The organism is Sedimenticola selenatireducens DSM 17993, assembly GCF_000428045.1.
GTDB classification, from domain to species: domain Bacteria; phylum Pseudomonadota; class Gammaproteobacteria; order Chromatiales; family Chromatiaceae; genus Sedimenticola; species Sedimenticola selenatireducens.
Genome location: NZ_ATZE01000013.1, coordinates 113,307 through 137,567, shown reverse-complemented (window position 1 = coordinate 137,567; position 24,261 = coordinate 113,307). Strand labels below are relative to the sequence as shown.

The 24,261-nt window shown below is 60.2% G+C and carries 25 protein-coding genes; 15 read left to right on the top strand and 10 right to left on the bottom strand.

The window, feature by feature from the left end:
• Window positions 1-74: 74 nt before the first annotated feature.
• From nadD to leuS, 5 genes are all read right to left on the bottom strand, one after another.
• Window positions 75-689: a nicotinate-nucleotide adenylyltransferase gene (nadD, locus tag A3GO_RS0112370; protein WP_029133657.1), complete on the bottom strand. Its 615-nt coding sequence runs from the start codon at window positions 687-689 to the stop codon at window positions 75-77.
• Window positions 690-728: 39 nt separating this feature from the next.
• Window positions 729-2,000, bottom strand: a complete 1,272-nt coding sequence (locus A3GO_RS0112365) for a glutamate-5-semialdehyde dehydrogenase (protein WP_029133656.1) — start codon at window positions 1,998-2,000, stop codon at window positions 729-731.
• An 86-nt stretch (window positions 2,001-2,086) separates the two neighbouring features.
• A complete protein-coding gene (gene holA, locus A3GO_RS0112360) occupies window positions 2,087-3,112 on the bottom strand; it encodes a DNA polymerase III subunit delta (protein WP_029133655.1) in 1,026 nt (341 codons plus the stop codon).
• 20 nt (window positions 3,113-3,132) lie between these two features.
• Window positions 3,133-3,633 carry an LPS-assembly lipoprotein LptE gene (locus tag A3GO_RS0112355; protein WP_029133654.1) on the bottom strand — a complete coding sequence of 167 codons (501 nt, stop codon included), beginning with the start codon at window positions 3,631-3,633 and terminating at the stop codon, window positions 3,133-3,135.
• A gap of 43 nt (window positions 3,634-3,676) precedes the next feature.
• Window positions 3,677-6,277: a leucine--tRNA ligase gene (leuS, locus tag A3GO_RS0112350; protein WP_029133653.1), complete on the bottom strand. Its 2,601-nt coding sequence runs from the start codon at window positions 6,275-6,277 to the stop codon at window positions 3,677-3,679.
• 252 nt (window positions 6,278-6,529) lie between these two features.
• On the opposite strand from leuS, the gene A3GO_RS0112345 reads away from it, so the two are divergent.
• Window positions 6,530-7,057 carry a zinc ribbon-containing protein gene (locus tag A3GO_RS0112345; RefSeq protein ID WP_029133652.1) on the top strand — a complete coding sequence of 176 codons (528 nt, stop codon included), beginning with the start codon at window positions 6,530-6,532 and terminating at the stop codon, window positions 7,055-7,057.
• Window positions 7,058-7,554: 497 nt separating this feature from the next.
• Here the strand turns inward: A3GO_RS0112345 and rpmG are convergent, their stop codons facing one another.
• The 3 genes from rpmG to radC form a co-directional block, all read right to left on the bottom strand.
• Window positions 7,555-7,710 carry a 50S ribosomal protein L33 gene (gene rpmG / locus A3GO_RS0112340; protein WP_029133651.1) on the bottom strand — a complete coding sequence of 52 codons (156 nt, stop codon included), beginning with the start codon at window positions 7,708-7,710 and terminating at the stop codon, window positions 7,555-7,557.
• An 11-nt stretch (window positions 7,711-7,721) separates the two neighbouring features.
• Entirely contained in the window at window positions 7,722-7,958 is a 237-nt protein-coding gene (gene rpmB / locus A3GO_RS0112335; RefSeq protein WP_029133650.1) for a 50S ribosomal protein L28, read from the bottom strand.
• A 212-nt stretch (window positions 7,959-8,170) separates the two neighbouring features.
• Window positions 8,171-8,845 carry a RadC family protein gene (gene radC, locus A3GO_RS0112330; RefSeq protein ID WP_029133649.1) on the bottom strand — a complete coding sequence of 225 codons (675 nt, stop codon included), beginning with the start codon at window positions 8,843-8,845 and terminating at the stop codon, window positions 8,171-8,173.
• 126 nt (window positions 8,846-8,971) lie between these two features.
• Here radC and coaBC point away from each other — a divergent pair, with 126 nt between their 5' ends.
• From coaBC to slmA, 5 genes are all read left to right on the top strand, one after another.
• The gene (coaBC, locus tag A3GO_RS0112325; protein ID WP_029133648.1) at window positions 8,972-10,180 is read left to right on the top strand and encodes a bifunctional phosphopantothenoylcysteine decarboxylase/phosphopantothenate--cysteine ligase CoaBC; all 1,209 of its coding nucleotides are present in this window, start codon (window positions 8,972-8,974) and stop codon (window positions 10,178-10,180) included.
• Entirely contained in the window at window positions 10,158-10,616 is a 459-nt protein-coding gene (dut, locus tag A3GO_RS0112320; protein WP_029133647.1) for a dUTP diphosphatase, read from the top strand. Before coaBC ends, dut begins: the two co-directional genes overlap by 23 nt.
• A gap of 126 nt (window positions 10,617-10,742) precedes the next feature.
• Window positions 10,743-13,262: a phosphomannomutase/phosphoglucomutase gene (locus A3GO_RS26720; RefSeq protein ID WP_051302238.1), complete on the top strand. Its 2,520-nt coding sequence runs from the start codon at window positions 10,743-10,745 to the stop codon at window positions 13,260-13,262.
• A 99-nt stretch (window positions 13,263-13,361) separates the two neighbouring features.
• Entirely contained in the window at window positions 13,362-14,258 is an 897-nt protein-coding gene (gene argB, locus A3GO_RS0112310; protein ID WP_029133645.1) for an acetylglutamate kinase, read from the top strand.
• Between the two features lie 10 nt (window positions 14,259-14,268).
• Window positions 14,269-14,859, top strand: coding sequence for a nucleoid occlusion factor SlmA (slmA, locus tag A3GO_RS0112305; protein WP_029133644.1), 591 nt, complete (start codon window positions 14,269-14,271; stop codon window positions 14,857-14,859).
• Between the two features lie 144 nt (window positions 14,860-15,003).
• On the opposite strand, the gene A3GO_RS0112300 is transcribed toward slmA, so the two are convergent.
• Window positions 15,004-16,005: a DUF4124 domain-containing protein gene (locus A3GO_RS0112300; RefSeq protein WP_029133643.1), complete on the bottom strand. Its 1,002-nt coding sequence runs from the start codon at window positions 16,003-16,005 to the stop codon at window positions 15,004-15,006.
• Window positions 16,006-16,092: 87 nt separating this feature from the next.
• Complete coding sequence (pyrE, locus tag A3GO_RS0112295; protein ID WP_029133642.1) at window positions 16,093-16,734, bottom strand: orotate phosphoribosyltransferase; 642 nt, start codon at window positions 16,732-16,734, stop codon at window positions 16,093-16,095.
• A gap of 66 nt (window positions 16,735-16,800) precedes the next feature.
• On the opposite strand from pyrE, the gene A3GO_RS0112290 reads away from it, so the two are divergent.
• The 9 genes from A3GO_RS0112290 (at window position 16,801) to hisG (ending at window position 24,237) form a co-directional block, all read left to right on the top strand.
• Complete coding sequence (locus A3GO_RS0112290; protein WP_335340042.1) at window positions 16,801-18,417, top strand: AmpG family muropeptide MFS transporter; 1,617 nt, start codon at window positions 16,801-16,803, stop codon at window positions 18,415-18,417.
• 11 nt (window positions 18,418-18,428) lie between these two features.
• Window positions 18,429-19,055 carry a DUF72 domain-containing protein gene (locus A3GO_RS0112285; protein ID WP_029133640.1) on the top strand — a complete coding sequence of 209 codons (627 nt, stop codon included), beginning with the start codon at window positions 18,429-18,431 and terminating at the stop codon, window positions 19,053-19,055.
• 112 nt (window positions 19,056-19,167) lie between these two features.
• A complete protein-coding gene (locus A3GO_RS0112280; RefSeq protein ID WP_037375279.1) occupies window positions 19,168-19,989 on the top strand; it encodes an ABC transporter ATP-binding protein in 822 nt (273 codons plus the stop codon).
• On the top strand, window positions 19,983-20,762 hold the full coding sequence (mlaE, locus tag A3GO_RS0112275; protein WP_029133638.1) for a lipid asymmetry maintenance ABC transporter permease subunit MlaE: 780 nt from the start codon (window positions 19,983-19,985) through the stop codon (window positions 20,760-20,762). Before A3GO_RS0112280 ends, mlaE begins: the two co-directional genes overlap by 7 nt.
• Before the next feature lie 3 nt (window positions 20,763-20,765).
• Window positions 20,766-21,242, top strand: coding sequence for an outer membrane lipid asymmetry maintenance protein MlaD (gene mlaD, locus A3GO_RS0112270; RefSeq protein ID WP_029133637.1), 477 nt, complete (start codon window positions 20,766-20,768; stop codon window positions 21,240-21,242).
• Window positions 21,235-21,843: an MlaC/ttg2D family ABC transporter substrate-binding protein gene (locus A3GO_RS0112265; protein ID WP_037375277.1), complete on the top strand. Its 609-nt coding sequence runs from the start codon at window positions 21,235-21,237 to the stop codon at window positions 21,841-21,843. The genes mlaD and A3GO_RS0112265 overlap by 8 nt, the downstream gene beginning before the upstream one ends.
• Window positions 21,844-22,152 carry an STAS domain-containing protein gene (locus A3GO_RS0112260; RefSeq protein ID WP_029133635.1) on the top strand — a complete coding sequence of 103 codons (309 nt, stop codon included), beginning with the start codon at window positions 21,844-21,846 and terminating at the stop codon, window positions 22,150-22,152.
• Between the two features lie 142 nt (window positions 22,153-22,294).
• Window positions 22,295-23,554, top strand: a complete 1,260-nt coding sequence (murA, locus tag A3GO_RS0112255; protein ID WP_029133634.1) for a UDP-N-acetylglucosamine 1-carboxyvinyltransferase — start codon at window positions 22,295-22,297, stop codon at window positions 23,552-23,554.
• A 38-nt stretch (window positions 23,555-23,592) separates the two neighbouring features.
• Window positions 23,593-24,237 carry an ATP phosphoribosyltransferase gene (hisG, locus tag A3GO_RS0112250; protein ID WP_029133633.1) on the top strand — a complete coding sequence of 215 codons (645 nt, stop codon included), beginning with the start codon at window positions 23,593-23,595 and terminating at the stop codon, window positions 24,235-24,237.
• The last annotated feature ends 24 nt before the right edge of the window (window positions 24,238-24,261 follow it).

Sequence of the window (24,261 nt, the reverse complement as noted above, 5' to 3'; positions counted from 1 at the left end):
GTCTCTCTACGCTGTGGTTGATAATGAATACTGCTGAATCAATTTTATATTAAAACGGCCGCCGCCACAGAATTTTACCCGGACCGATAAAGTCGTTTCTGCCGGATCAGTTCCAGTACCGCATCCGGCAGCAGGTAGCGGGGGGAATTGCCCTGGCCCAGCATCTCCCTGATCCCGGTCGCCGAGATTTCCAGCTGGGTGACCGGTAACGGCAGAATCAGCCCGGCCGCTTGCTGCTTCAGCGCCGCCGGGTTGTGGGTGAGGTGTTCGTGGTAGTGTGCGGGTTCGGCTTCCCCGGGGCGCTGCATTACCACCAGATGGGCCAGTTCGAGGATTTCATCCGGCCGGTGCCAGGTGTGGAAGCCGTTGAAGGCGTCGCTACCCAGCAGCAGGCAGAAGGTATCACCCGGCTGCTCGGATCTAAGTGACCGCAGGGTATCCAGGGTGTAGGATTTGCCGCTGCGCTCCAGCTCCCGGGTGTCGACCCTGAACAGGGGGTTGTCGTCCACGGCGGCATGCAACAGGGCCAGCCGGTCGGCTGGTGAGAGGGTCGGATGGGCGCGATGTGGCGGGTCACGCAACGGGACCAGCCTGATCTCTTCCAGCCCCAGGGTCTGCTGTACATCCAGTGCAGTTCGCAGGTGGCCGTAGTGGATGGGGTCAAAGGTGCCGCCGAGTATCCCGATCATGGTTGGTCCGTTGGCTCCCCGGAGGCGGGGGGCCGGCCGTCAGGTGCGAATGTGACCATCGCCAAGGACGATGTATTTGACCGAGGTCAGTCCCTCCAGTCCCACCGGACCGCGGGCATGGAACTTGTCGGTTGAGATACCGATCTCGGCGCCCAGGCCATACTCGAAGCCATCGGCAAAGCGGGTGGATGCGTTGACCATCACCGAACTGGAATCCACTTCGGTGAGGAAGCGGCGTGCCCGGGTGTAGTTCTCGGTAACGATGGATTCGGTATGCCCGGAGCTGTGGGTGTTGATATGCTCGATTGCCTCGTCCAGATCCCGGACCACCCGAATTGACAGGATCGGTCCCAGGTACTCGGTATCCCAGTCGCTATCGGTGGCTTCGTTACACTCTTCCAGGATCTCCCGGCAGCGTGCGCAACCACGCAGCTCGACCGCCTGCTCGGTATAGGCCGCCGCCAGCATCGGCAGGACATCCTCGGCAATGGCGTCGGCCACCAGCAGGGTCTCCATGGTGTTGCAGGTGCCATAACGCTGGGTCTTGGCATTGATGGCGATATCGAACGCCTTGGCAGTATCGGCCTGATCATCGATATAGACATGGCAGATGCCGTCCAGGTGTTTGATGACCGGTACCCGGGCGTCTTTTGCAATGCGCTCAATCAGTCCCTTGCCGCCGCGGGGGATGATCACATCGATGGCCTCTGGCATGGTGATCATGGCGCCGACTGCCGCCCGGTCGGTGGTGGCAACCACCTGCACAGAATCGCCCGGCAGGCCGGCCTGCTCCAGGCCGCGCTGGATGCTGGCGGCGATTGCCTGGTTTGAATGGAAGGCCTCGGAACCGCCCCGCAATACGGTGGCATTACCCGATTTCAGGCACAGAGCGGCTGCGTCCGCGGTGACATTGGGTCGTGATTCGTAAATGATGCCGACCACGCCCAGGGGCACCCGCATGCGCCCCACCTGGATACCGCTGGGACGGTAGTTCATATCAAAGATTTCACCAATCGGATCGGCCAGGGCGATGATCTGCTGTATCCCCTCAATCATGCTGTCTATACGCGCCGGTGTCAGCTCCAGGCGGTCCAGCAGGGCGCTGTCCAGGCCCTTGGCTGCGCCGGCTTCCAGGTCTCGCCTGTTTTCGCTCATCAGCGCCTCACGATTGGCCTGAATGTCAGCCGCGATCGCCTGCAGTGCGGCGTTTTTGCTGGCGGTGGAGGCTGCGGCGAGGCGGCGCGAGGCGGCCCGGGCGCGTCGCCCAAGGTCGGCCATATAGGCGGAGATGTCGATGATTTCACTGGACATGAGGGTCACGCTGGTCGGTGTTCTCTGGAAATGGGTGCAGTCTAGCAAATTGTGCCGCGCTTGGGTGAGCAATCTGTGGTGGACGGTTAGCCGCTGAACAGCTGGGCGCCGGCCATCCCGCTGCCAATGCGTTGCAACAGCAGCCAGGGGTCCTGCCGGTCCTGGCCCTTGATCGCACGGTCGGTGAGGCTGCAGAGCTGCATGAGTTGCCGCCACTGGCCGATGTTCAGGCGCTGCAGTCCCTTGCCGACCAGTGGTTTGCGCTTGTCCCAGACCTCCCGGGCCCCGGCGACCACCTGCTGTGGTGAGCGGCCCTGGGCCACTTGCTGGGCCAGCGAGCAGAGCATGCGGATCTCGCGTGCCAGGGCCCAGAGTACCACCGGGGCCGCCGTACCTTCCGCCTTCAGACCGTTGAGCATGCGCACGACACGGCCGACCTTGCCCTCCAGTGCGGCGTCCACCAGGGCATAGACATCGTAACGGGCGCTGTCCGCCACCGACTCCTGCAGATTTTCCAGGGTGATCACGCCACTGCCGTGCAGCAGCTTCAGCTTGTCAATTTCCTGGGCGGCCGCCAGCAGGTTGCCCTCGATCCGCTCGGTCAGCATGGCAACCACTTCGGGGCCGGGGGTGAGACCGGCTTGGCGCATGCGCTGCTCAATCCAGGGGTGCAGGCGGTTTCCCTCAATCGGCCAGATTTGGATGAACACGCCCCGGGCCTCCAGTGCCTTGAGCCACTTGCTGCTGATCTGGCCCTTGTCCAGCTTCGGCAGGGTGATCAGCAGCAGGGTGTCCTCGGGCGGACGGGCGGCATACTCGCTGAGCGCCTTGCCGCCCTCCCGGCCCGGCTTGCCGGACGGGATACGCAGGTCGATGATCCGCTTCTCGGCGAACAGCGACAGGCTGTTCGCTTCGGCAATCAGTTCGTTCCAGTCGAACCGGGCACCGGCCTCCAGCACATCCCGGCCGCTGTAGCCCTGGGCGCGGGCGAGGGCACGGATGCTATCGGCGGTGTCGTTCATCTGTAGCGGCTCATCGCCGCTGATCAGATAGATCGGGGCGATCCCCTGACGCTGGATATGGCTGGTCAGTTCGTGAGGGCGGACGCGCATGGTGGCAGGCTGTGTTCCGGTTACAACTGGGCTTGCAGCCGCCGCATGATCTGGGACGCCAGGTCACGTTGCAGATCCTTGCGCAGGGTGCCCTCTTCCTGCTGCTTGCCCAGTACCTGGGTTTCGCTATTCAGGTAGGTGGTAATGGTGTTCACCATCTGCGGCTCGACCAGGGCAGTGCCATCGGCGGCGATCAAGGCAAACCGCGCCCCCTCATGCAGTTCGTATTCCGCCACATTGCCGTTGCCATCCACCGACAGCACGCGCCGGTCGCTGGAGCGGTTATCGATCTTCAGGGTGCTGGCGGCGCCCTTCGATTCGGTCGCCAGCGCAATATCACTGAAGCTGAGGATCTGTGACAGCTCCCTGCGCAGTTCGTCGTACTCTCCCAGGCCCTGGATGTAGACTGGACCAATGTTACTCGGGAGCGCAACGCTACCCCGGAGCTGGAAGCCGCAGCCCTGCAGCAAAAGCAGCGTCAGTGACAGCAGTGCGAGGCCGAAAATCTTTTTGCCGATCATGTTGTTCTCCCGGTTCCGCAGACGCGGTCTGCTCCCTTCATGCTTATTTTGCGACAATGTTAACCAGTTTGTTGGGCACCACGATAATCTTGCGGATCTGCGCATCCCCGATGAACTTGCGGGCATTGGGGTCCGCCACGGCCTGCTGTTCAATAGTGCTCCGTTCGGCGTCGGCGGGTACCTCGATCTTGGCCCGCACCTTGCCATTCACCTGTACCACGTACTGGATGTGCTCCTGCACCAGCGCCGCCTCGTCCGCTTGTGGCCAGGGCGAATCGAGAATCTCTTTACCAAGACCCAGTTCGCGCCACAGCTGATGAGTGACATGGGGGGCGATCGGACCGAGCAGGCGCAGCACGATGCTGATACCTTCGCGCAGCAGGGCGCCGTCAGCCGGGCTGTCGCCCAGCTTGTACAGGGTATTGGTGATCTTCATGGCGGCCGAGACGACGGTGTTGAACTGCTGCCGGTCATAGTCGAAGCCGGCCTGCTTCAGGGCCGTGTGGATCTCGCGCCGGGCGGCCTTCTGGTCGTCGTTCAGCTGGTCGGGGGTGTTATCGGCCTCGCTGATCCGGGTCTGCTGGTTATAGGCCAGCGCCCAGAGGCGGCGCAGGAAGCGGTTGGCCCCTTCGACGCCCTCGTCCGACCACTCCAGTGACTGGTCCGGTGGCGAGGTGAACATGGTGTAGAGACGCACGGTATCGGCACCGAAGCGGTCTACCAGGGACTGTGGGTCCACCCCGTTATTCTTCGATTTGGACATCTTCTCCACGCCGCCGATGGACACCGGTTGGCCGTCCGCCGCCAGGGTGGCGCGAATCACCCGGCCCTTGTCGTCGGTTTCGGTGACCACATCTGCCGGATTGAACCAGCTCTTGCCGCCGTCACTGTCGTCGCGGTAGTAGGTCTCGGCTACCACCATGCCCTGGGTCAGCAGTTTGGTGAACGGCTCGCTGTTGTCTATCAGCCCGACATCGCGCATCAACTTGTTATAGAAGCGGGCGTAGAGCAGATGCAGGATGGCGTGCTCGATGCCGCCGATATAGTGATCCACCGGCAGCCAGTAGCGCGCCCGCTCGTCCAGCATGCGGTCCTCCGCATCCGGGCAGGCGTAACGGGCGAAATACCAGGAGGACTCCATGAAGGTATCGAAGGTGTCGGTCTCGCGCTCGGCCGCGCCGCCGCACTCCGGGCAGCTGGTCTGGTACCACTCCGGCATCTTCTTGATCGGCGAACCACCGGTGGCGTCAAACTCGATGTCCTCCGGCAGCACCACCGGCAGCTGTTCCTTTGGCACCGGCACAATGCCGCACTGGTCGCAGTGCACCATCGGAATCGGCGCCCCCCAGTAGCGCTGGCGCGATATGCCCCAGTCGCGCAGCCGGTACTGCACCTGCTTCTCACCCAGGTCCTTGGCATTGAGGTCGGTGGCGATGGCGTCCACCGCTTCGCTGTAACCCAGGCCGTCATAGTGCTCTGAGTTCACGCAGACGCCCCGTTCCTTGTCCGCATACCACTCCTGCCAGGCGTCAGTGGAAAAAGTCTCCCCCGGTACCTGGATCACCTGGCGAATCTCCAGATCATAGGTCTTGGCAAAATGGAAATCCCGCTCGTCATGGGCAGGCACGGCCATTACCGCGCCTTCGCCATAACCCCAGAGCACATAGTTGCCGACCCATACCGGTATCTGTTCGCCGGTGAGCGGGTGGGTTACCGACAGGCCGGTCGGTACGCCCTTTTTCTCCATGGTGGCGAGATCGGCTTCGGCCACCCCACCCTGGCGGCACTGCTCGATGAAGGCGCTCAGTTCAGGATTGCTACGGGCGGCATGTTGGGCCAGCGGGTGCTCCGCCGCCACGGCACAGAAGGTGATGCCCATGATGGTGTCGACACGGGTGGTGTAGACCCACAACAGATCATCCTTGCCGTCCAGGGTATAGGGGAAGGCGAAGCGTACACCGTAACTCTTGCCGATCCAGTTGCGCTGCATGGTGCGCACCTGCTCCGGCCACTCCTCCATACGGTCCAGTTCATCCAGCAGTTCATCGGCGTAGTCGGTGATCTTGACAAACCACTGCGGAATCTCGCGCCGTTCCACCAGGGCGCCGGAGCGCCAGCCGCGGCCGTCGATCACCTGTTCATTGGCCAGCACCGTCTGGTCCACCGGGTCCCAGTTCACCACCGAGTTCTTGCGATACACCAGCCCCTTCTTGTACAGCTCGGTGAACAGCCACTGCTCCCACTTGTAATATTCCGGCTTGCAGGTGGCCAGCTCCCGGTTCCAGTCGTAACCGAAGCCCAGCTGTTGCAGCTGATTCTTCATGTAGTCGATATTGGCATAGGTCCACTTGGCCGGGGCCATGCGGTTCTTGATAGCGGCTCCCTCGGCAGGCAGGCCGAAGGCGTCCCAGCCCATTGGCTGCAACACGTTTTTTCCCAGCATGCGCTGATAGCGGGCAATCACATCCCCGATGGTGTAGTTGCGCACATGTCCCATGTGCAGCTTGCCGCTGGGATAGGGGAACATGGAGAGGCAGTAATACTTCTCTCTGGAGGGGTCTTCGGTGGCCTGGAAGCTACGGTTCTCGGTCCAGTATTGCTGGGCTTCAGCCTCGATGGATGCTGGGGTGTAGGTCTCTTTCATTGTCAGGGTGGGCTTGCCGGTTGATAGCATGGATTAAACAGGCAAGGATACCCTACGGCAGGGTAGACATGAAGGCATATCGTCGTCTTCAGTGGTGGGAAGCGGATCTTTCCGCTCCTGCGGCCCGGAAATGATCAATTTGAGGGAGCAAACAACCTCTGCCATCTTGAGTTCTGCCGAACTTGGTGTACAAAGTAGATTAGGAAGTGTGAATTTTGTAGTGATTTGGCAGGCAGAAGTAAGGGATATGATATGACCAATAAAGACGAGAAAGATCCGGTTGAGCGCATGGTGGATGCCTATGAGCGCATGCTGGAGTATGTGGATGATGTCATCGGCAAGGCGGAAAAAACCACCCTGCCGACCCTGAAGAAGAGCCTCGATGCCGCCCGGGAGAAGGCGGTGGAGCTGAATGAGCTGACCCGGGAAGAGGCGGAAAAGATTGCCGCCTACGTTGAGCGTGACATGAAGGAGGCGGCCCATTATCTGGTAGAAACCGGCGATGAGTTCAGGGAGTGGTTTCGTTTCGATGTGAAGTTGATTGAGGGGCGTCTCATGGAGATGTTCGCGTCGGTCGCCGACCGAACCCGGTTGGAGTTGGAGCGCTTCGCCAATCAGGCGCGTGAGGCGGCTGTTTATCGGACCGGCGAGATCACCGGGCCGGGTACCCTGGTGTGTGACCAGTGTGGCAAGGAGCTCCATTTCCACAAGGCGGGACATATTCCCCCCTGCTCCAAGTGTCATGGCACGATCTATCGGCGCGGCGCGGAGAGAAGCTGAGCGCGAATAGGGCGGTGGGCGCTTCCACCGATCCATGGCCTGAATGAACTTGAATTTCTCGAATCAACCGCGAAGAACGCGAAGTGCGCAAAGAGGTATAATAGCTAACCTTCATATCCGTCCTTAGGTCCGTAAACGGTGCATCCCTGCGCCACTCTTCCGGGCCCATTCGGCAGGTGAAGAATCGAAGTAACACATATCGGTGTTTTTCTTCGTGTTCTTGGCGGTTGAAATCAGGTTTTAGAACAAGCCCGCCCCACGAAATGACTGACAGTCATACAGCCCCGGACCAACCTGGGTGGGCGTTAGCCGCTGCGCAGCTCATGCCCGGGGGCTTGCCACGGCCGTTTCGCCCTCGCAGCACAGCCAAACGCTTACCTCGCCCATGGCGCGGACGCTCGTCAATCAAGCAGTCAGATCCTCTCTCGCAAGCATTTATGCATTGGACAAAAAACCCGCCGGCGAGGGGCGGGTTTTTGATGCTGGGAGAAGCCGGACTACTTGATCTTGGCTTCCTTGTACATCACATGCTTGCGGATTTTCGGGTCAAATTTCTTGATCTCCATCTTTCCAGGCATGTTGCGCTTGTTCTTGGTAGTAGTATAGAAGTGCCCGGTACCGGCACTGGATACGAGTCTGATTTTATCACGCATGACTGTTCTCCCTAGACCTTCTCGCCACGGGCGCGCAGATCAACCAGAACCGCGTCGATACCCTTCTTGTCAATGATGCGCATGCCGCTCGCGGAGACGCGCAGGCGAACCCAGCGATTCTCGCTCTCAACCCAGAAGCGGTGCTGATGCAGATTGGGCAAGAAGCGGCGACGGGTCTTGTTGTGGGCGTGGGAAACATTGTTCCCTGTCACAGGACGCTTGCCCGTAACCTGACACACTCTGGACATGGTTAAATCCTCGAAAAACCTGGTTTTTGCGACCCTGAATACCAGGGTGCTGTGAAATCTGTTACACCCCGTCGGGGTGAAGAGGCGGATTTATAGCAAAAAGATTTTTGGCTGACAAGTTTTTCTTCACCTGTTTTTTCTCATGCCGGCTTGGCGGGGTATCATGGTTAGGTTGATATATTTAATTAATTCAATCAGTTGTGTTCTATTTTCTATATCTCGCCCAATTCCGCCAGAGAACAGATTTCGCCGCTGCCAATAATAATGTGATCCAGCAGGCGGATATCCACCAGCTCCAGCGCCGACTTCAGCCGGCGGGTAATCGCCCGGTCGGCCTGGCTCGGTTCCGCGACCCCGGAGGGGTGGTTGTGGGCCAGGATCAGCGCGGCCGCATTGTGGCTCAGGGATTGTCGTACCACTTCGCGGGGGTGCACGCTGGCGCCATCAATGGTACCCCGGAACAGCTCCTCGTATTCGATCACCCGATGCCGGTTATCCAGAAACAGGCAGGCAAACACCTCATAAGGGTAGCCTGCGAGGCGGGCGCGCAGATAGTCGCGCGTCTGCTGCGGGCTGGTCAGCACGTCTGCGCGGTGGATCTGTTCCCGCAGGTGGCGCCGGCCCATCTCCAGGACCGCCTGTAGCTGGGCGAATTTTGCGCTGCCGAGGCCATGGCTGCTGCAGAAGCTGGCTCGATCGGCAGCAAGCAGATTGCCCAGCCCCTTGTGCTGGTCGAGCAGTTCACGCGCCAGATCCACCGCGCTCTTGCCGCGTACCCCGGTGCGCAGGAAGATGGCCAGCAGCTCCGCGTCGGACAGGGCGCAGGGTCCCCGTTGCAGCAGTTTTTCCCGTGGCCGCTCATCCGCCGGCCAGTCTGTAATCGCCATACATACCTCCATGTAGTTTAGGCAATAAAAGAGTATCAAGTATACGATGCGGGTTCCAGATGGTCGTTCATTCAGTTAACCTTGGCGCTGAATATTCCATATAAGCAGGTTGAGACAGATCGCCCTATGAATGTACTGGCTGGAAAAAAACTGTTACTCGGGGTTACCGGGGGTATTGCGGCCTATAAATCGGTTGAACTGGTCCGCCTGTTACGCAAGTCTGCCGCCGAGGTGCAGGTGGTGTTGACCGGGGCGGCCAGTCAGTTTGTCACGCCCATGACTTTGCAGGCGGTATCCGGCCGCCCAGTCCGGCAGGATTTGTTCGACCCGGCCCATGAAGCGGCCATGGGGCATATTGAGCTGGCCCGCTGGGCCGATCTGGTGCTGGTGGCACCGGCCAGTGCCAGTTTCATGGCCCGGCTGGCGAATGGTTTTGCCGACAACCTGCTCTCTACGCTCTGCCTGGCCACCGCGGCACCGATCGTTCTGGCGCCGGCGATGAACCAGCAGATGTGGCAAAACGCCGCCACCCGTGACAATGCCTCGTTGCTGGTGCGGCGGGGTGTCGAATTGTGGGGGCCGGCATCCGGTGATCAGGCTTGCGGCGAGGTGGGTCCGGGGCGGATGCTTGAGCCGGAGGCGCTGTTGAGTCAATTGTGCTCCCGGTTTACACAAGGCCCATTGGCGGGAGTCCGGGTATTGTTGACGGCGGGGCCGACCCGGGAACCACTGGATCCGGTGCGGTTCATCGGCAATCGCAGCTCGGGTAAGATGGGTTTCGCCCTGGCGAGGGCTTTCACCGGGGCAGGAGCCCGGGTGGAGTTGATTGCCGGCCCGGTAACACTCGACACGCCAGCCGGGGTGGAAAGGGTCGATGTGGAGACTGCCGGTGAGATGGAGCAGGCGGTAATGGCAAGGGTGAAGGGGTGTGACATCTTTGTCGGCTGCGCCGCCGTGGCGGATTACCGTCCGGACGCCGTCGCCGACCAGAAGATCAAGAAAAACAGTGATCGGATGGAGATCCGGCTGGTACGCAATGCGGATATTCTGGCGGGCGTGGCGGCCCTGCCTGATGCGCCCTTCACGGTCGGTTTTGCCGCCGAGACCCAGGATCCGGAGGAGTATGCCGAGAAGAAACGGATCGCCAAGCGGGTGAACATGATCGCGGCCAACCTGGTGGGTGCCCGACAGGGTGGTTTCGAGCGGGATGAAAATGCGCTGACTCTGATCTGGGACGGGGGGCGTGAACAGTTGCCCATGACTGACAAGGTGAGTCTGGCGGAAAAACTGGTATCACTGATTGCGGAACATTATGAAAACAGACATTCAGCTTAAGATTCTCGACTCCCGTCTGGGGGACTCCTTTCCATTGCCGGCCTATGCTACCGAGGGGTCGGCCGGAATGGATCTGCGCGCCATGCTGGAGCGGCCATTGACGATTGCGCCAGGCGAGACACACCTGATCCCCACCGGCATGGCTATTCATGTGGAGGATCCCAAGCTGGCGGCTGTGATTTTGCCGCGCTCCGGTCTGGGTCACAAACACGGCATTGTGCTGGGTAATCTGGTGGGGCTGATCGACTCCGATTATCAGGGCCAGCTGTTTGTCTCCTGTTGGAACCGGGGCAGTGACAGCTTTCTGATCGAAGTGGGTGAGCGTATTGCCCAGCTGGTCATCATTCCGGTGGTCAGGGCAGAGTTTGAGATCGTTGAGGAATTTCAGCAGTCTGACCGGGGCAGTGGTGGTTTCGGTCATTCCGGGAGACATTGAGCTGATTCAGGCGGTAGGGGATTGCCTGATGGCATGCCGATGTGTAATGCGGCCAATTAAAAGTACACGACTCAGGGGCTGCGCAGTCAATAAGGCCTGCGGTGGGGGAAGTTCAGGGATCTGTTTATGTTAAAACGAAAAAATAATAACCCGGCAGGGGATGATGCGGCGGCTAAAACCGGTGTTGTGGCAGGAGTCGGCAGTGCCGGCCGCTATTTCAATATTGCCTTGCTGATGTCGCTGGCGATTATCGCGGTGGCTGCTGCTGCTATTCTGTTTCTGCAGGCTCAGCGAGACCAGCAGCTGGGACTTAGCCAACTGCAACAGATCACCGCCAGTATCGCCAGGCGGGTTTCGGAGCGGGTGGAAAACCGGCGGACCCTGTTGCTGGGACTGAGCAGAAGCCAGGATGTCCGGGAACCGCTGCTGGGCGAGGATGTACCGCGGATGCACGAGCAGGAGCGCAGACTGCTGCAGCTGTTGCCGGACGCCTTGCGGGTTCGGCTGCTGCCCAAGGGCTGGGACGAACTGGATCCGGATGCCACTCCACCCTTCAGTTACGCCTCGCTGGATATTCTTCGTGGCGCGGAGCGTAGCGGTGCGCCTTCACCGGCCGAGGTGCATCTGTTCGGTACGCCTCAACAGCATGTGGCGATGGCCGTTCCTGTGTTTTCCGCGGACGGGGGCCCCGTGATCGGTGTGCTGCATGTGGCTTATCCATTCAATAGCTTGCAGCAGACGCTGGCGGAATTACCTGTTTTGGCCGGCCGGGTTGAGTTGCAGCAGGTGGTCAAGGGCACCCCGGTGGTACTCTCCGCCGCAGGATTGTCGGTGGCGGAGGTGGCCGGTATGCAGGCAATCGATGGCACAATCTGGCGCGTTGCCTATGCCGCGCCGACAGTGGTGTTCCTGGGTGATGAGGCGCAAATACAGCTACTGGGCATACTGCTGATTGCCGCCCTGCTTATCGCGGCAGTGCTCTGGTTCCAGGCGCGCCACCTCAAGCAGGCGTTGCGCACTGACCTGGAGTCAATGTTCAGTCTGGTGGAGGTCCTTAAAAGCGGTTCTGTTGGCCGGGTCAGTCAGCCCAGGCTGGAAGAGTTCGGCCATGTGTTCGGACTGATCAGGCAGGTGTGGCATCAGGCGGGCAGAAAGGCGGCCCCGGCCGAACCGGCGGTGAAAGCCGCTGCGGATGAAATGCTCATGCCCGGGCTGGAGGCGTTTGATGATGATCCGGACGAATCCGGATCCGGTTTTGCCGAGGTGCTGGAATCACTGCCGGACTCAATCTTCCGCGCCTATGATATCCGGGGTGTGGTGGGTGAAACCCTGACTGAACAGATCGTTTATGAGTTGGGCCGGGCCATCGGCAGCGAAGCCTATGAGCAGGGTGAACAGACGGTGATTGTTGCCCGCGATGGCCGCCACTCCGGCGCCGCCTTCAGCAAGGCGCTGAGCGAAGGGCTGATGGCCAGTGGGCGGGATGTACTGGATATCGGCATGGTGCCGACACCGGTGCTCTATTTCGCCACGCACTTTCTCGGCAGCAAGACGGGCGTAATGATTACCGGTAGTCACAACCCGCCGAATTACAATGGACTGAAGATCGTCATTAATGGCGCGGCCCTCTCTGGTGATGCGATCAGCGGCCTGAAGCAACGCATCGAGCGACAGGATTATCAGCAAGGCCGGGGCTCGCTGCATGAGCAGGATCTGCTGCCCGACTATATTGAACGGGTGGTGGGGGATGTGCAGTTGAGTCGTCCGCTAAAGCTGGTGGTGGATTGCGGCAACGGTGTTGCCAGCGTGGTGGCACCGGCCCTGTTTCAGGCCCTTGGCTGTGAGGTCACGGCGCTCTACTGCAAGGTGGATGGCGATTTTCCCAATCATCACCCGGACCCGGGCAAGCCGGAGAATCTGGCGGACCTGATCGTGGCCGTGCGGGAGCGCAAGGCCGATCTGGGTGTGGCGTTTGATGGTGATGGTGACCGGTTGGGTGTTGTCGATGGCAACGGCAAGGTTATCTGGCCGGATCGTTTGCTGATGCTCCTGGCACGGGACGTGTTGAGCCGTCAGCCTGGTGGAGACGTGATTTACGATGTGAAATCGAGTCGTCATCTGGCTGATGAGATTCTCTCCTATGGCGGCCGTCCGATTATGTGGAAGACGGGACACTCGCTGATCAAGGCGAAGATGCGTGAAACCGGTGCGCTGCTGGCGGGTGAAATGAGCGGCCATATCTTTATTCAGGAGCGCTGGTACGGATTTGACGATGGGTTATACTCCTGCGCCAGATTGCTGGAGCTGCTGTCGAGTGAGCCGGTGCCGGTCACCGAGATATTCGACAGCTTGCCGGAAAGCGTGTCGACGCCTGAACTGAATCTGGCTTTTGACCAGGAAGGGGCGAATTTCGCGCTGATGGAGAGTTTGGCCGGGCAGGCGGATTTCACCGATGCCAAGATAACGACCATCGATGGTCTGCGGGTCGAATTCGAGGATGGCTGGGGGTTGGTCCGGCCCTCCAATACAACTCCCTCGGTGGTGTTTCGGTTCGAGGCGGACAGCGAGGCGGCGTTGGCGCGGATACAGCAGCAGTTCCAGCAGTGGCTGTTGCGTGTGGACCCCGGACTGAACCTTCCTTTTTGATCCGGCTATTACCGCAGTGCATCAGGCAGACAGCCAGGTATGGTCGGATCAGTATATGCTCCGGCATATTTGTTATTTGAGAGAGAGACGGAACCTAGCATGAGTTTAACCCCCGAATCGGCACACAACGTGGCCCATGTACTGACCGAGGCGCTGCCCTATATTCAGCGCTTTCGCGGCAAGACCGTGGTGATTAAATACGGTGGGAACGCCATGACCGAGGCCGACCTCAAGGACGGCTTTGCCCGTGACGTGGTGCTGATGAAGCTGGTGGGTATCAACCCGGTGGTGGTGCATGGTGGCGGGCCGCAGATCGGCAATCTGCTGGGCCGTCTCGGCAAAGAGAGTGAGTTTGTGCAGGGCATGCGGGTCACCGACAGCGAGACCATGGATGTGGTGGAGATGGTGCTGGGCGGCCAGGTCAACAAGGAGATTGTCAATCTCCTGAACCAGCACGGCGGTTCAGCCGTTGGCCTGACCGGCAAGGATGGCGGGCTGATTCATGCCCGCAAACTGATGTTGAAACGGACTTCGCCCGAACTGCAGGCGCCGGAGATTATCGATGTGGGGCACGTGGGCGAGGTGGCCAGTATCAACAAAGCGGTGGTGGATATGCTGGTCAGCGGTAATTTTATCCCGGTGATCGCACCCATCGGTGTCGGTGAAGACGGCCGCTCCTATAACATCAACGCGGACCTGGTTGCCGGCAAGATGGCGGAGGTGCTGCAGGCGGAGAAGCTGATCCTCCTGACCAACACCGCGGGGCTGCTGGACAAGCAGGGCGGTCTGCTGACCGGCCTCACCGCCGGCCGGGTCGACGAACTGATTGCGGATGGCACCATCCATGGCGGCATGCTGCCGAAGATTCGCTGTGCCCTGGACGCGGTCAATGCCGGGGTCAACTCCTCGGTAATTGTGGATGGCCGGGTGAAGCACGCGGTGCTGCTGGAGTTGTTCACCGACCAGGGTATCGGCACCCTGATCAAGTGCCGGTGAGACTGTCCGGATGAATCAGAAAGTATCCCGCAAGCAGCAGATTCTTGAATCACTGGCGGCAGAACTGGAACGCAGTCCGGGTGAGCGCATCACCACGGCGGTGTTGGCACGCTCGGTGGGGGTCTCCGAGGCGGCCCTGTACCGGCACTTTGCCAGCAAGGCGAAGATGTTCGAAGGGTTGATCGGGTTTGCCGAGGAGTCGGTATTTGCCCGTATTAACCAGATCCTCGAAGGTGAAAAGGAGACGCGTAGCCGCTGTGCCCGGCTGCTCTATCTGCTGCTGGTCTTTTCCGAGCGCAATCCGGGCATCACCCGGGTGCTGCTGGGCGATGCCCTGGTCGGCGAGACCGAGCGGCTGCATCAGCGGGTGGAGCAGTTTTTCGCCCGTCTGGAGACCCAGCTGCGACAGGTGCTGCGCGAGTCGCGGATGCGCGATGACGACCTCTGTGTGGATGCGGAGAGCGGTGCCGCGCTGATGTTGTCCTTGATCGAGGGGCGCATGCACCAGTTCCTGCGTACCCGCTTCAAGGTGTCACCGGCCACTGGCTGGGAGTCGCAATGGACGATTCTGGAGCGCGCGCTGTTTCAATCGGCGGCCTGAGATCCGCCGCCGACCCGGGTCCCTGCAGGAGGCCCGCCCCGGGCCAATTGGCCGGGGCATCGGTCATCGAACGATTATCGCGGCGGGGCGCCGCTCCTACATGATGGGGTTGACAGGTGCGGCCTCTCCATCGGGCCGCCTGCCTCAGTTCGCGGATTGAACGCGCTTGGATTCAGCCAGATAGTCGCGGAAGCCGGTGCGGATCTTCTCCACCGCTTCGGTGTTGCACAGGTCGATTCCGCGCGGCGAGGGTTTGCACTGCAAGTCCATGAACAGCTCCGCGCCGGGTCTGTCCTTGTAGACAATGCGCGAGGCGGTCAGGCTGATGTCGTCATCCTTCAGCGGGGCGGCGGACATGATAATGCTGTCGCTGAGCATCTGCAGCCGGGTGGTGGCAAATTTACGCACGTACTCTTCAACCTTGATCCAGGCCTGGTCGCAGGCGCGGTCATCCTCACACACCACCACGGTATCCAGTAGCGAAGCGGTCTTCTCCTGGTTGAGTTGCGGGTCGGCGTTCTCTTCACGCAGGTTTTTCAGACTGCGGAAACGGGCCAGGTCCTTGGACGCACTGTTGCGGATTGCCTCCTTCTCCTGCTCTTTCTGAATGATCGTGGTATAGCTGTCGCGCAGTTGGGCGCGGGTGTTTTCGATATCCTTGAGCAGATTATCAGAGAGCCGCTGGCCTTGCCGTTCCATGGAGGCTGCGTTCTGCTGCATTTCGGCCAGGCGGTTTTTCATGCGGCGGATATTGCTGCGGATCACCTGGATATTGGAATCGATGGCGGCCAGCTTGCCGTTGCGGGCCATGAGCAGATCGTCTTCCGTGCGGAATGTCCGCAGCAGCACCTGGTCCTTGGCGTGCTGTATCTCGATCAGCCGCTGTTGCTCCGCACGCAGTTTCTCAAGCTCCTGTTCCCTGGCGATCTCCTCCGCAGTCTTGGCTGCCTGAACGCGTTCCACTTCGCGGCCGGTTTCGCTCAGTTCGCTGCGGGCGCTGCGGGCGTGTTCCGTGGGCACCCGGTCGGAGAGATGAACATTCCCTTCCGCATCCACCCAGCGATAGATTTTGCCCGCCTCGGCCGCTGGGGCGAGGAGCATGATCGCGGTAAGTAATCCAATGGGTAGTCTGTAGGTTCTGCTCATATAGATCGGTGATGCTGGTGCTCGGTCGTCTGTTTGCGGGCTGTGTGCACTATCAGATAGATTGGGGACTATGTAAAGTCCATCCGGTCACACACCGTATTGATCGCGATAAGCGCGGATCTGTTGCAGTGACCCCTCAGCATCCGGCTGTTCCGCCAGATACTCTACCAGATGCTCCAGCCGGACGATCGCCGCTACCGGCATCCGGTAGTCTTTTTCGACCTCCTGAATGGCCGAGCACTCCCCGGTTCCCCGCTCTTGCCGGTCCAGGGCGATCACTACCCCGGCCGGGGTGGCGCCCTGGGCATTGATAATATCCATCGACTCGCGGATGGCGGTGCCGGCGGTGATGACATCATCGATAATCATGATGCGACCCTCCAGCGGGTGGCCGACGATGCTGCCACCCTCGCCGTGATCCTTGGCCTCTTTTCTGTTAAAGGCGTAGGGGATGTCGATGTTGTGGTGATCATACAGTGCCGCGGCGGTGACGGCTGCCAGGGGAATGCCCTTGTAGGCCGGTCCGTAGAGGACGTCAAAGCGGATGCCGGAGTTGACGATGGCCTGGGCGTAGAATTTCCCCAGCCGAGCCAGGCTGGCGCCACTGTTGAACAGGCCGGCGTTGAAGAAGTAAGGGCTGATCCGACCGGACTTGAGGGTAAACTCGCCGAAACGCAACACCCCCACGTCAAGGGCAAAATCCAGGAAATCTCGTTGATAGCTTTGCATGTCTGACTCCAATTACGGGAGGGCAAATTGTCCGTTCCCTGCGGTTGTGATGCAAGGGGAGAAAGGGTGGTAGTGCGGATCGGTCACTATTATCAGGTACAATCCCGCGCTGAAATCTCTTTCAAGGGCGGAGTGTTCCAGGCGATGGTGACAGAGGAGGGCAGAGACTGGGCGGCTACGCTGCGCGCGTACCGGCACCCGAAGGTGCTGGTGATGCTGTTTTTCGGGTTTTCTGCCGGTCTCCCACTATTGCTGATTTTTTCCACCCTCTCGCTCTGGCTGCGCGAAGCCGATATCGACCGCTCTACCGTGACCTATTTCAGCTGGGCGGCACTGGGCTATTCGTTCAAATTCATCTGGGCGCCGCTGGTGGATCGGCTGCCGCTGCCGCTGTTGACTGCCCTGCTGGGACGTCGTCGAGGCTGGTTGCTGCTGGCGCAGCTGTCGGTAATCGGCGCTATTTCCTGGATGGCCTTTACCGATCCGGCGGAAAATCTGCACATGATGGCGTTTGCCGCGGTGCTGCTGGGATTTTCCGGCGCCACCCAGGATATTGTCATCGATGCCTATCGCATCGAGTCGGCCGAACGGGAGCTGCAGGCCCTGATGGCCTCCATGTATATCGCCGGTTACCGGGTGGGGATGCTGGTAGCGGGTGCCGGCTCGCTCAAACTGGCGGTCTGGTTTGGTGCCGAGGGGGGCTACAACTACAGTGCCTGGCAGTGGACCTACCTCTGCATGGCGGCAGTCATGTCCATTGGCCTGATCACTACGCTGCTGGTGTCGGAGCCGAAGGTCGAGTCCGGGCGTCCCGTCCTGTTCCACGATGCCTTCGACTATTTGCGCTTCCTGTTGCTGTTTCTGCTGGCGGTATCGGTTTTCGCGGCGGTCTTTTTTCTCAGCGCTGATCGGGTCGCTGCCGCCAAGGCCGACTGGGCGGCCGCTTTGCCGCAGGATTCCCTGCTGATCGGTTTTGGATTGGAAGGGGGGCGCCTGCTGCTGGCCATGCTTCTGGCCGGGCTGGCTGCCCGCCTGGGTGTTGCCCTGGGCCTGGTCCGCGCCGCGGTGCTGCGTGAGACCTACCTGGAGCCGGTGGCCGATTTTTTCCGCCGTTATGGGCGAGTGGCCCTGTTGGTGCTGGCGCTGGTCGGCCTCTATCGGGTGTCGGATATCGTGTTGGGGGTCATCTCCAACGTGTTCTATCAGGACATGGGCTTCAGCAAGGATCAGATCGCCGACATTACCAAGACTTTCGGCCTGGTAATGACCATACTGGGTGGATTTCTCGGCGGCATGCTGACACTGCGTTATGGTGTGATGCGTATTCTGTTTGTCGGGGCGCTGCTCTCGGCCGGGACCAATCTGCTGTTTCTGCTGCTGGCGCGCAGTGGCGCGGATGTCTCCCTGTTGATACTGGTCATCACCGCCGATAATCTCAGCGCCGGACTGGCCGGTGCGGCCTTTGTCGCCTATCTCTCGGGGCTGACCCATGTCGCCTTTACCGCCTTTCAATATGCCCTGTTCAGCTCCCTGATGACGCTGGTGCCGAAACTGCTCGGCGGTTACTCGGGCAGCCTGGTCGATGCCTTCGGCTATGAGCGCTTCTTTCTGTTCACCGCCGTTCTGGGGCTGCCGGTGTTGCTGTTGATTTATCTGGCAAGTCGTTATGCCGCTGCTGAGTGAGGGAATCCGTTATGGTGTCTGAATTGACGATTGGGGCAGTGGGTTGGGATCACTCCGCCTGGAGCGAACAGTTCTACCCCGATGATCTGCCGCCTGAGTGGCGGCTCAGTTATTACGCAAATGAATTTCAGACGGTAGTGCTGCCACTCGAATGCTGGTTGGCGGGTGATCATGAGCAGCTTGATGGCTGGCGTGAGGATGTGTCCGACCGATTCCACTTTGTTCTGGATATTACCGGGATGGCAGCCGGCGATGTGGAGGCAATGGGGCCGCTTGGTCGCTGTCAGGCGGCGTTGGGTGATCGGCTGGCCGGTGCCGTCTCCTGGATGCCGCTCACCGAACCTGTACGCGAACGGGTGCGAAGCCGGCTGGGAGAGGCGCGATTTCTGGCGGTGACGGGCTCGCTGGAACAGGAGCCGGCTGTGCAGGTGGCTGAAGATGGGATTACGCTCTGCGCCCTGGTTGCCGGCGAGGCGGTGTCTGACCTCAAGTCGCTGCGCTCGGTGCTGGAATCGTTGTCCGTCCGGATCAGGGGGGCGGTATCGCCCATGCTGTTTTTCTCCGGGCGGCCGCCGCCAATCAAGGTGATGCGGGAAGCGGCAATTTTGTGGCAGCTGCTGAGTGGATTGCAGCGTTAGGGATTGTTGATCGGGCTTGACGCTGTTGATTCCAAAAGGTGAGAATGCTCCTTTTGCCTGCCGTGCGGGTGGAAATATTCAATGGAGTGAGCAGTTGGAGCGTGGATCAGATATGGTGGGTTCGGTTGACAAGCAGGTGCCGCTGGTCAGTATCCGGGGGTTGCGGTTTTCCCGCGGCAGTCGGGTCATTTTTGATGGCGTGGATATCGATATCCCGCGTGGCAAGATTACGGCCATCATGGGGCCGAGCGGCACCGGTAAGACCACCCTGCTGAAACTGATCGGCGGGCAATTGCGTCCGTCGGCCGGGACCATCCATGTGGATGGGCAGGATATCCATCGGCTGGGGAACCGGGATCTCTACCGACTGCGCATGCGCATGGGCATGCTGTTCCAGAGCGGCGCTCTGCTGACCGATATTAATGTGTTCGAAAATGTCGCCTACCCGTTGCGGGAGCATACCAATCTATCCCCCTCGATGATCCGCAAACTGGTGCTGTTGAAGCTTGAGGCGGTAGGTCTGCGCGGGGCGCGCGATCTGATGCCCAGCGAATTGTCCGGCGGCATGGCCCGGCGGGTGGCCCTGGCGCGCGCTATGGTGCTGGATCCGATGATGATCATGTATGACGAGCCGTTCACCGGCCAGGATCCCATCTCCATGGGGGTGCTGGTGGAATTGATTCGCGCTCTGAACGACGCCAGCCGGCTGAGCAGCATTATCGTCTCCCACGATGTTCAGGAGACATCGGCTATCGCGGATCTTATCTATGTTATCTCCAATGGCAAGGTGATCGAGTCAGGCCAACCGGAAGCGATGATCAACTCGGAGTCGGCCTGGACCCGCCAGTTTATGCAGGGGCTGGCGGATGGTCCGGTGCCGTTTCACTATCCGGCCGCTGAACTGGCCGAGGATCTGCTGGGGGAGTCATGTTGAACGTTCTGGCGCAGTTGGGGCGAGTCGGCATCGGCGTGCTGGAGCGGCTGGGGCGTGGACATCTCCTGTTATTGGGTATCCTGCGTGGATTGCCGGACCTGTTGCCCAGACCGGGCCTGCTGGTAAAACAGATCTATTCCGTCGGTGTGCTGTCTATACTGATTATCAGTGTGTCCGGTCTGTTTGTCGGCATGGTGCTGGGTCTGCAGGGCTACTATATCCTCTCCCAGTTTGGCGCCGAGCAGACGCTGGGGGTGATGGTGGCCGCATCACTGGTGCGTGAACTGGGGCCGGTGGTGGCCGCGTTGCTGTTCGCCGGACGCGCCGGTTCGGCATTGACGGCCGAGATCGGGCTGATGAAGGCAACCGAACAGCTTTCGGGTCTGGAGATGATGGCAGTGGATCCGGTGCGGCGCGTGCTGACCCCGCGTTTTTTTGCCGGTTTTATCTCCATGCCACTACTGGCGGCCCTGTTCAGCGCCCTGGGTGTGGTCGGCGGCTACTTTGTCGGGGTCGGCTTGCTGGGGGTGGACGACGGCGCCTTCTGGGCACAGATGCAGGCCAAAATCGATCTGCATGAAGATGTGTTCAACGGCGCGATCAAGAGCGTGGTTTTCGGGTTGGTCTGTACCTGGATCGCCCTGTTTCAGGGATTTGACGCGGTTCCGACTTCTGAGGGCGTGAGCCGGGCAACAACCAGGACGGTGGTCCACTCGTCACTGGCGGTATTGGGACTGGATTTCATATTAACGGCACTGATGTTCGGGGATTGATTGATGATACATAGCAGGACGATAGAGATTCTTGTCGGTGCCTTTATGGCGGCGGGGCTGGTCGCTTTCTTCTTCCTTGCGATGCAGGTGAGCAATTTGAGCGCCTCCAGCAATGGTGAAGGTTACGATGTGACCGCCCGGTTTGATAATATCGGCAGTCTGAAGGTGCGCTCGCCTGTCACCATGGCCGGGGTGCGTATAGGCCGGGTCAGCGCGATCGGCTTCGACCGGAAAACCTACGAAGCGGTGGTCACGTTGCGCATCGATGCCCAGTACAATGTGATTCCCGAGGACAGTTTCGCCAAGATTTTCACGGCGGGACTGCTGGGTGAGCAGTATATCGGTCTGGACCCGGGCGGCAGTGAAAAGTATCTGCAAGGCGGTTCCGAAATCTCCCTGACCCAGTCAGCGCTGGTGCTGGAGGAGATTATCGGTCAGTTCCTATTCAGCAAAGCGGAAGAGGGTGGCAAACTTGAATAAACAATACTTGACCGGTTTGTGGCTGGTGCTGCTGTTGTTTCTGGCCACGCCCGCGTTCTCGGCGGCGGTGCCCGAAGAGATTGTGCGCCAGACATCTGACCAGATGCTGGCCGAGCTGATCGACCGCAAACCGGAGTTGCAGGCGTCGCCGGGGAAAATTTACGACCTGGTCGAGCATATCGTACTGCCCCGGTTTGATTTTCAGCGTATGTCGCAGCTGGTGCTGGGCAAGTACTGGCCGCGTGCCAGTGACGGCGAGAAAGAGGCCTTTGTGAAGGCGTTCCGGCAACTGCTGGTGCGCACCTACGCCACGGCCTTGCTCAACTACTCCGGCCAGGAGATTGTCTATCTGCCTTCGCATCAGGGGACGGATAGGAATGAGGCCACGGTGAACACCCAGGTTCAGGCATCCGGTGCACTGCCGATACCGATCGACTATCGACTTCATCTCAATGGCGAAGAATGGAAGGTCTTCGACGTCTCCATCGACGGCATCAGCCTGGTCTCCAATTACCGCTCCTCGTTTGCTTCCCAGATCAGGCGACATAATTTGTCCGGGTTGATCGAGAAGCTCGAGCAGCGCAATGAGCAGAGGAACTGAATGTCTTCCGTGCAGGCCGCGATCGACGATCAGGGTGTCATGCAGTTATCCGGTGATCTGGTATTCGCCAATGTGACGGCGCTGTTGGGCCAGATAGAGCGACTGCTCGGCGGAGTCAAGAAGGAATCGCTGGTGATCGACTTGTCCCGGGTGGGTGACGTGGACAGCTCCGGGTTGGCGCTGCTGCTGGAAGTTCTGGAGCGCGCCCGGCATCATGGAGTGACATTGCGGATCCGGTCACTGCCGGAAGCACTGCTGGGCATTGCCCGGCTGAGTAATGTGGAAAAGCTGTTGTTGCTAGAGAGCTGAGTGGGTGTCGAACCGGGCCTGGTAAGAGACTCCTCTGTCTACGCCTTTCGATTTAGCGCTTTTTCTCATAGAATAACCGGTTCCTTTGGGCTTATGTCCTTCCTAGTCGGTGTACTTCGGTGCCCGGAAAAATGGTTCTTAGATGGATAAACTGATTATCACTGGCGGCGCGCCGTTGTCCGGCGATGTACGTATTGCCGGTGCCAAGAACGCCGCACTGCCGATCCTTGCGGCGACCCTGCTGGCTGACGGTCCGGTAACCATCGGCAATGTGCCCCATCTGCACGACATCACCACCACCATGGAGCTGCTTGGCTACATGGGGGTGCAACTGGTGGTGGACGAACGACTCTGCATCGAAACCGATACCAGCAGCATCCGGGATTTTCATGCCCCCTACGAGTTGGTAAAGACCATGCGCGCCTCCATTCTGGTGCTCGGTCCCCTGCTGGCGCGATTTGGACGGGCAGATGTCTCTCTGCCTGGCGGCTGTGCCATCGGTTCCCGGCCGGTCAATCTTCATATTGAGGGTCTGCGCGCCATGGGTGCCAAGATCGAGGTGGAGAATGGCTATATCCGTGCCTCGGCAAAAAAACTGCGCGGCGCCCGGCTGATTATGGATGTGGTGACCGTGACAGGCACGGAAAATCTGATGATGGCTGCTACCCTGGCAGAGGGCGAGACGGTTATTGAGAATGCGGCCCGGGAACCCGAAGTGGTGGATCTGGCCGACTGTCTCAACAAGATGGGCGCCAAGATCAGCGGTGCCGGTACCGATACCATTGTCATCGAGGGAGTCGATCGGCTGATCGGTACCCACTACGACGTGTTGCCGGATCGTATCGAGACCGGCACCTATCTGGTGGCCGCGGCGATAACCGGCGGCAAGATCCGCGTAAGGGATACCCAGCCGGCGCTGGTGGAAGTAATCACCCATAAGCTGCGTGAGGCGGGTGCCGAGATCGAACAGGGAGAGGATTGGATCTCCCTGGATATGCAGGGCAGGCGTCCCCGGGCGGTGGATATCCACACGGCGCCCTACCCGGCGTTCCCCACCGATATGCAGGCCCAGTTTACGGCGTTGAACTGTATCGCCGAGGGAGTGGGCACCATTACCGAAACGGTGTTCGAAAACCGTTTCATGCATGTGCAGGAGATGCAGCGCATGGGTGCCAACATCAAGCTGGAGGGCAATACGGCCATTATTGCCGGAGTCGACCGGCTGACCGGGGCGCCCGTCATGGCCACCGATCTGCGCGCCTCCGCCAGCCTGGTGCTGGCCGGCCTGGTGGCGGATGGCGAGACTATCGTCGATCGGATCTATCATATTGATCGGGGCTACGAGAATATCGAGGAGAAGCTGGCGGGACTGGGCGCCCAGATCCGCCGCGTGCCCAAGTAGCCGCTTGAGCATACTGGGCGACAGACCGGAATGAGCAGATGAATTTTGACACCCCGATTACCATCGCCCTCTCCAAGGGGCGGATTTTCGAGCAGACGCTGCCACTGCTGGCGCACGCCGGTATCGTACCCACGGATGACCCGGAAACCAGCCGCAAGCTGATCATGGATACCAATCACCCCCAGGTGAAGCTGGTGATCATCCGCGCCACCGATGTGCCCACCTACGTGCAGTGGGGCGCCGCCGATCTGGGGGTTGCCGGCAAGGATGTGCTGCTGGAGCATGGCGGCGAGGGGCTGTATGAACCGCTGGATCTGCAGATTGCCCGTTGCCGCCTGATGGTGGCGGGTGCGGCGGATGCCAGTCTGGAAGGCAACCGCCTGCGCATCGCCACCAAGTATGTTGAATCGGCGCGGCGCTACTTTGCTGCCCGTGGTCAGCAGGTGGAGATCATCAAGCTGTACGGCTCCATGGAGCTGGCGCCGCTGGTGGGACTGTCGGACCTGATTGTAGATCTGGTCGAGAGCGGCAATACCCTGAAAGCCAACGGACTGGTGCCACTGCAGCATATTGCCGACATCAGCTCCCGCCTGGTGGTCAACAAGGCCTCCTGGAAAATGAAGCACGCCACCGTCATGCAGCTGTTGGACGCCCTGCAGGAGGCGATCGCCAGGGCGGCCTGAGTTGTTCCGCGTCACACCCTGAGT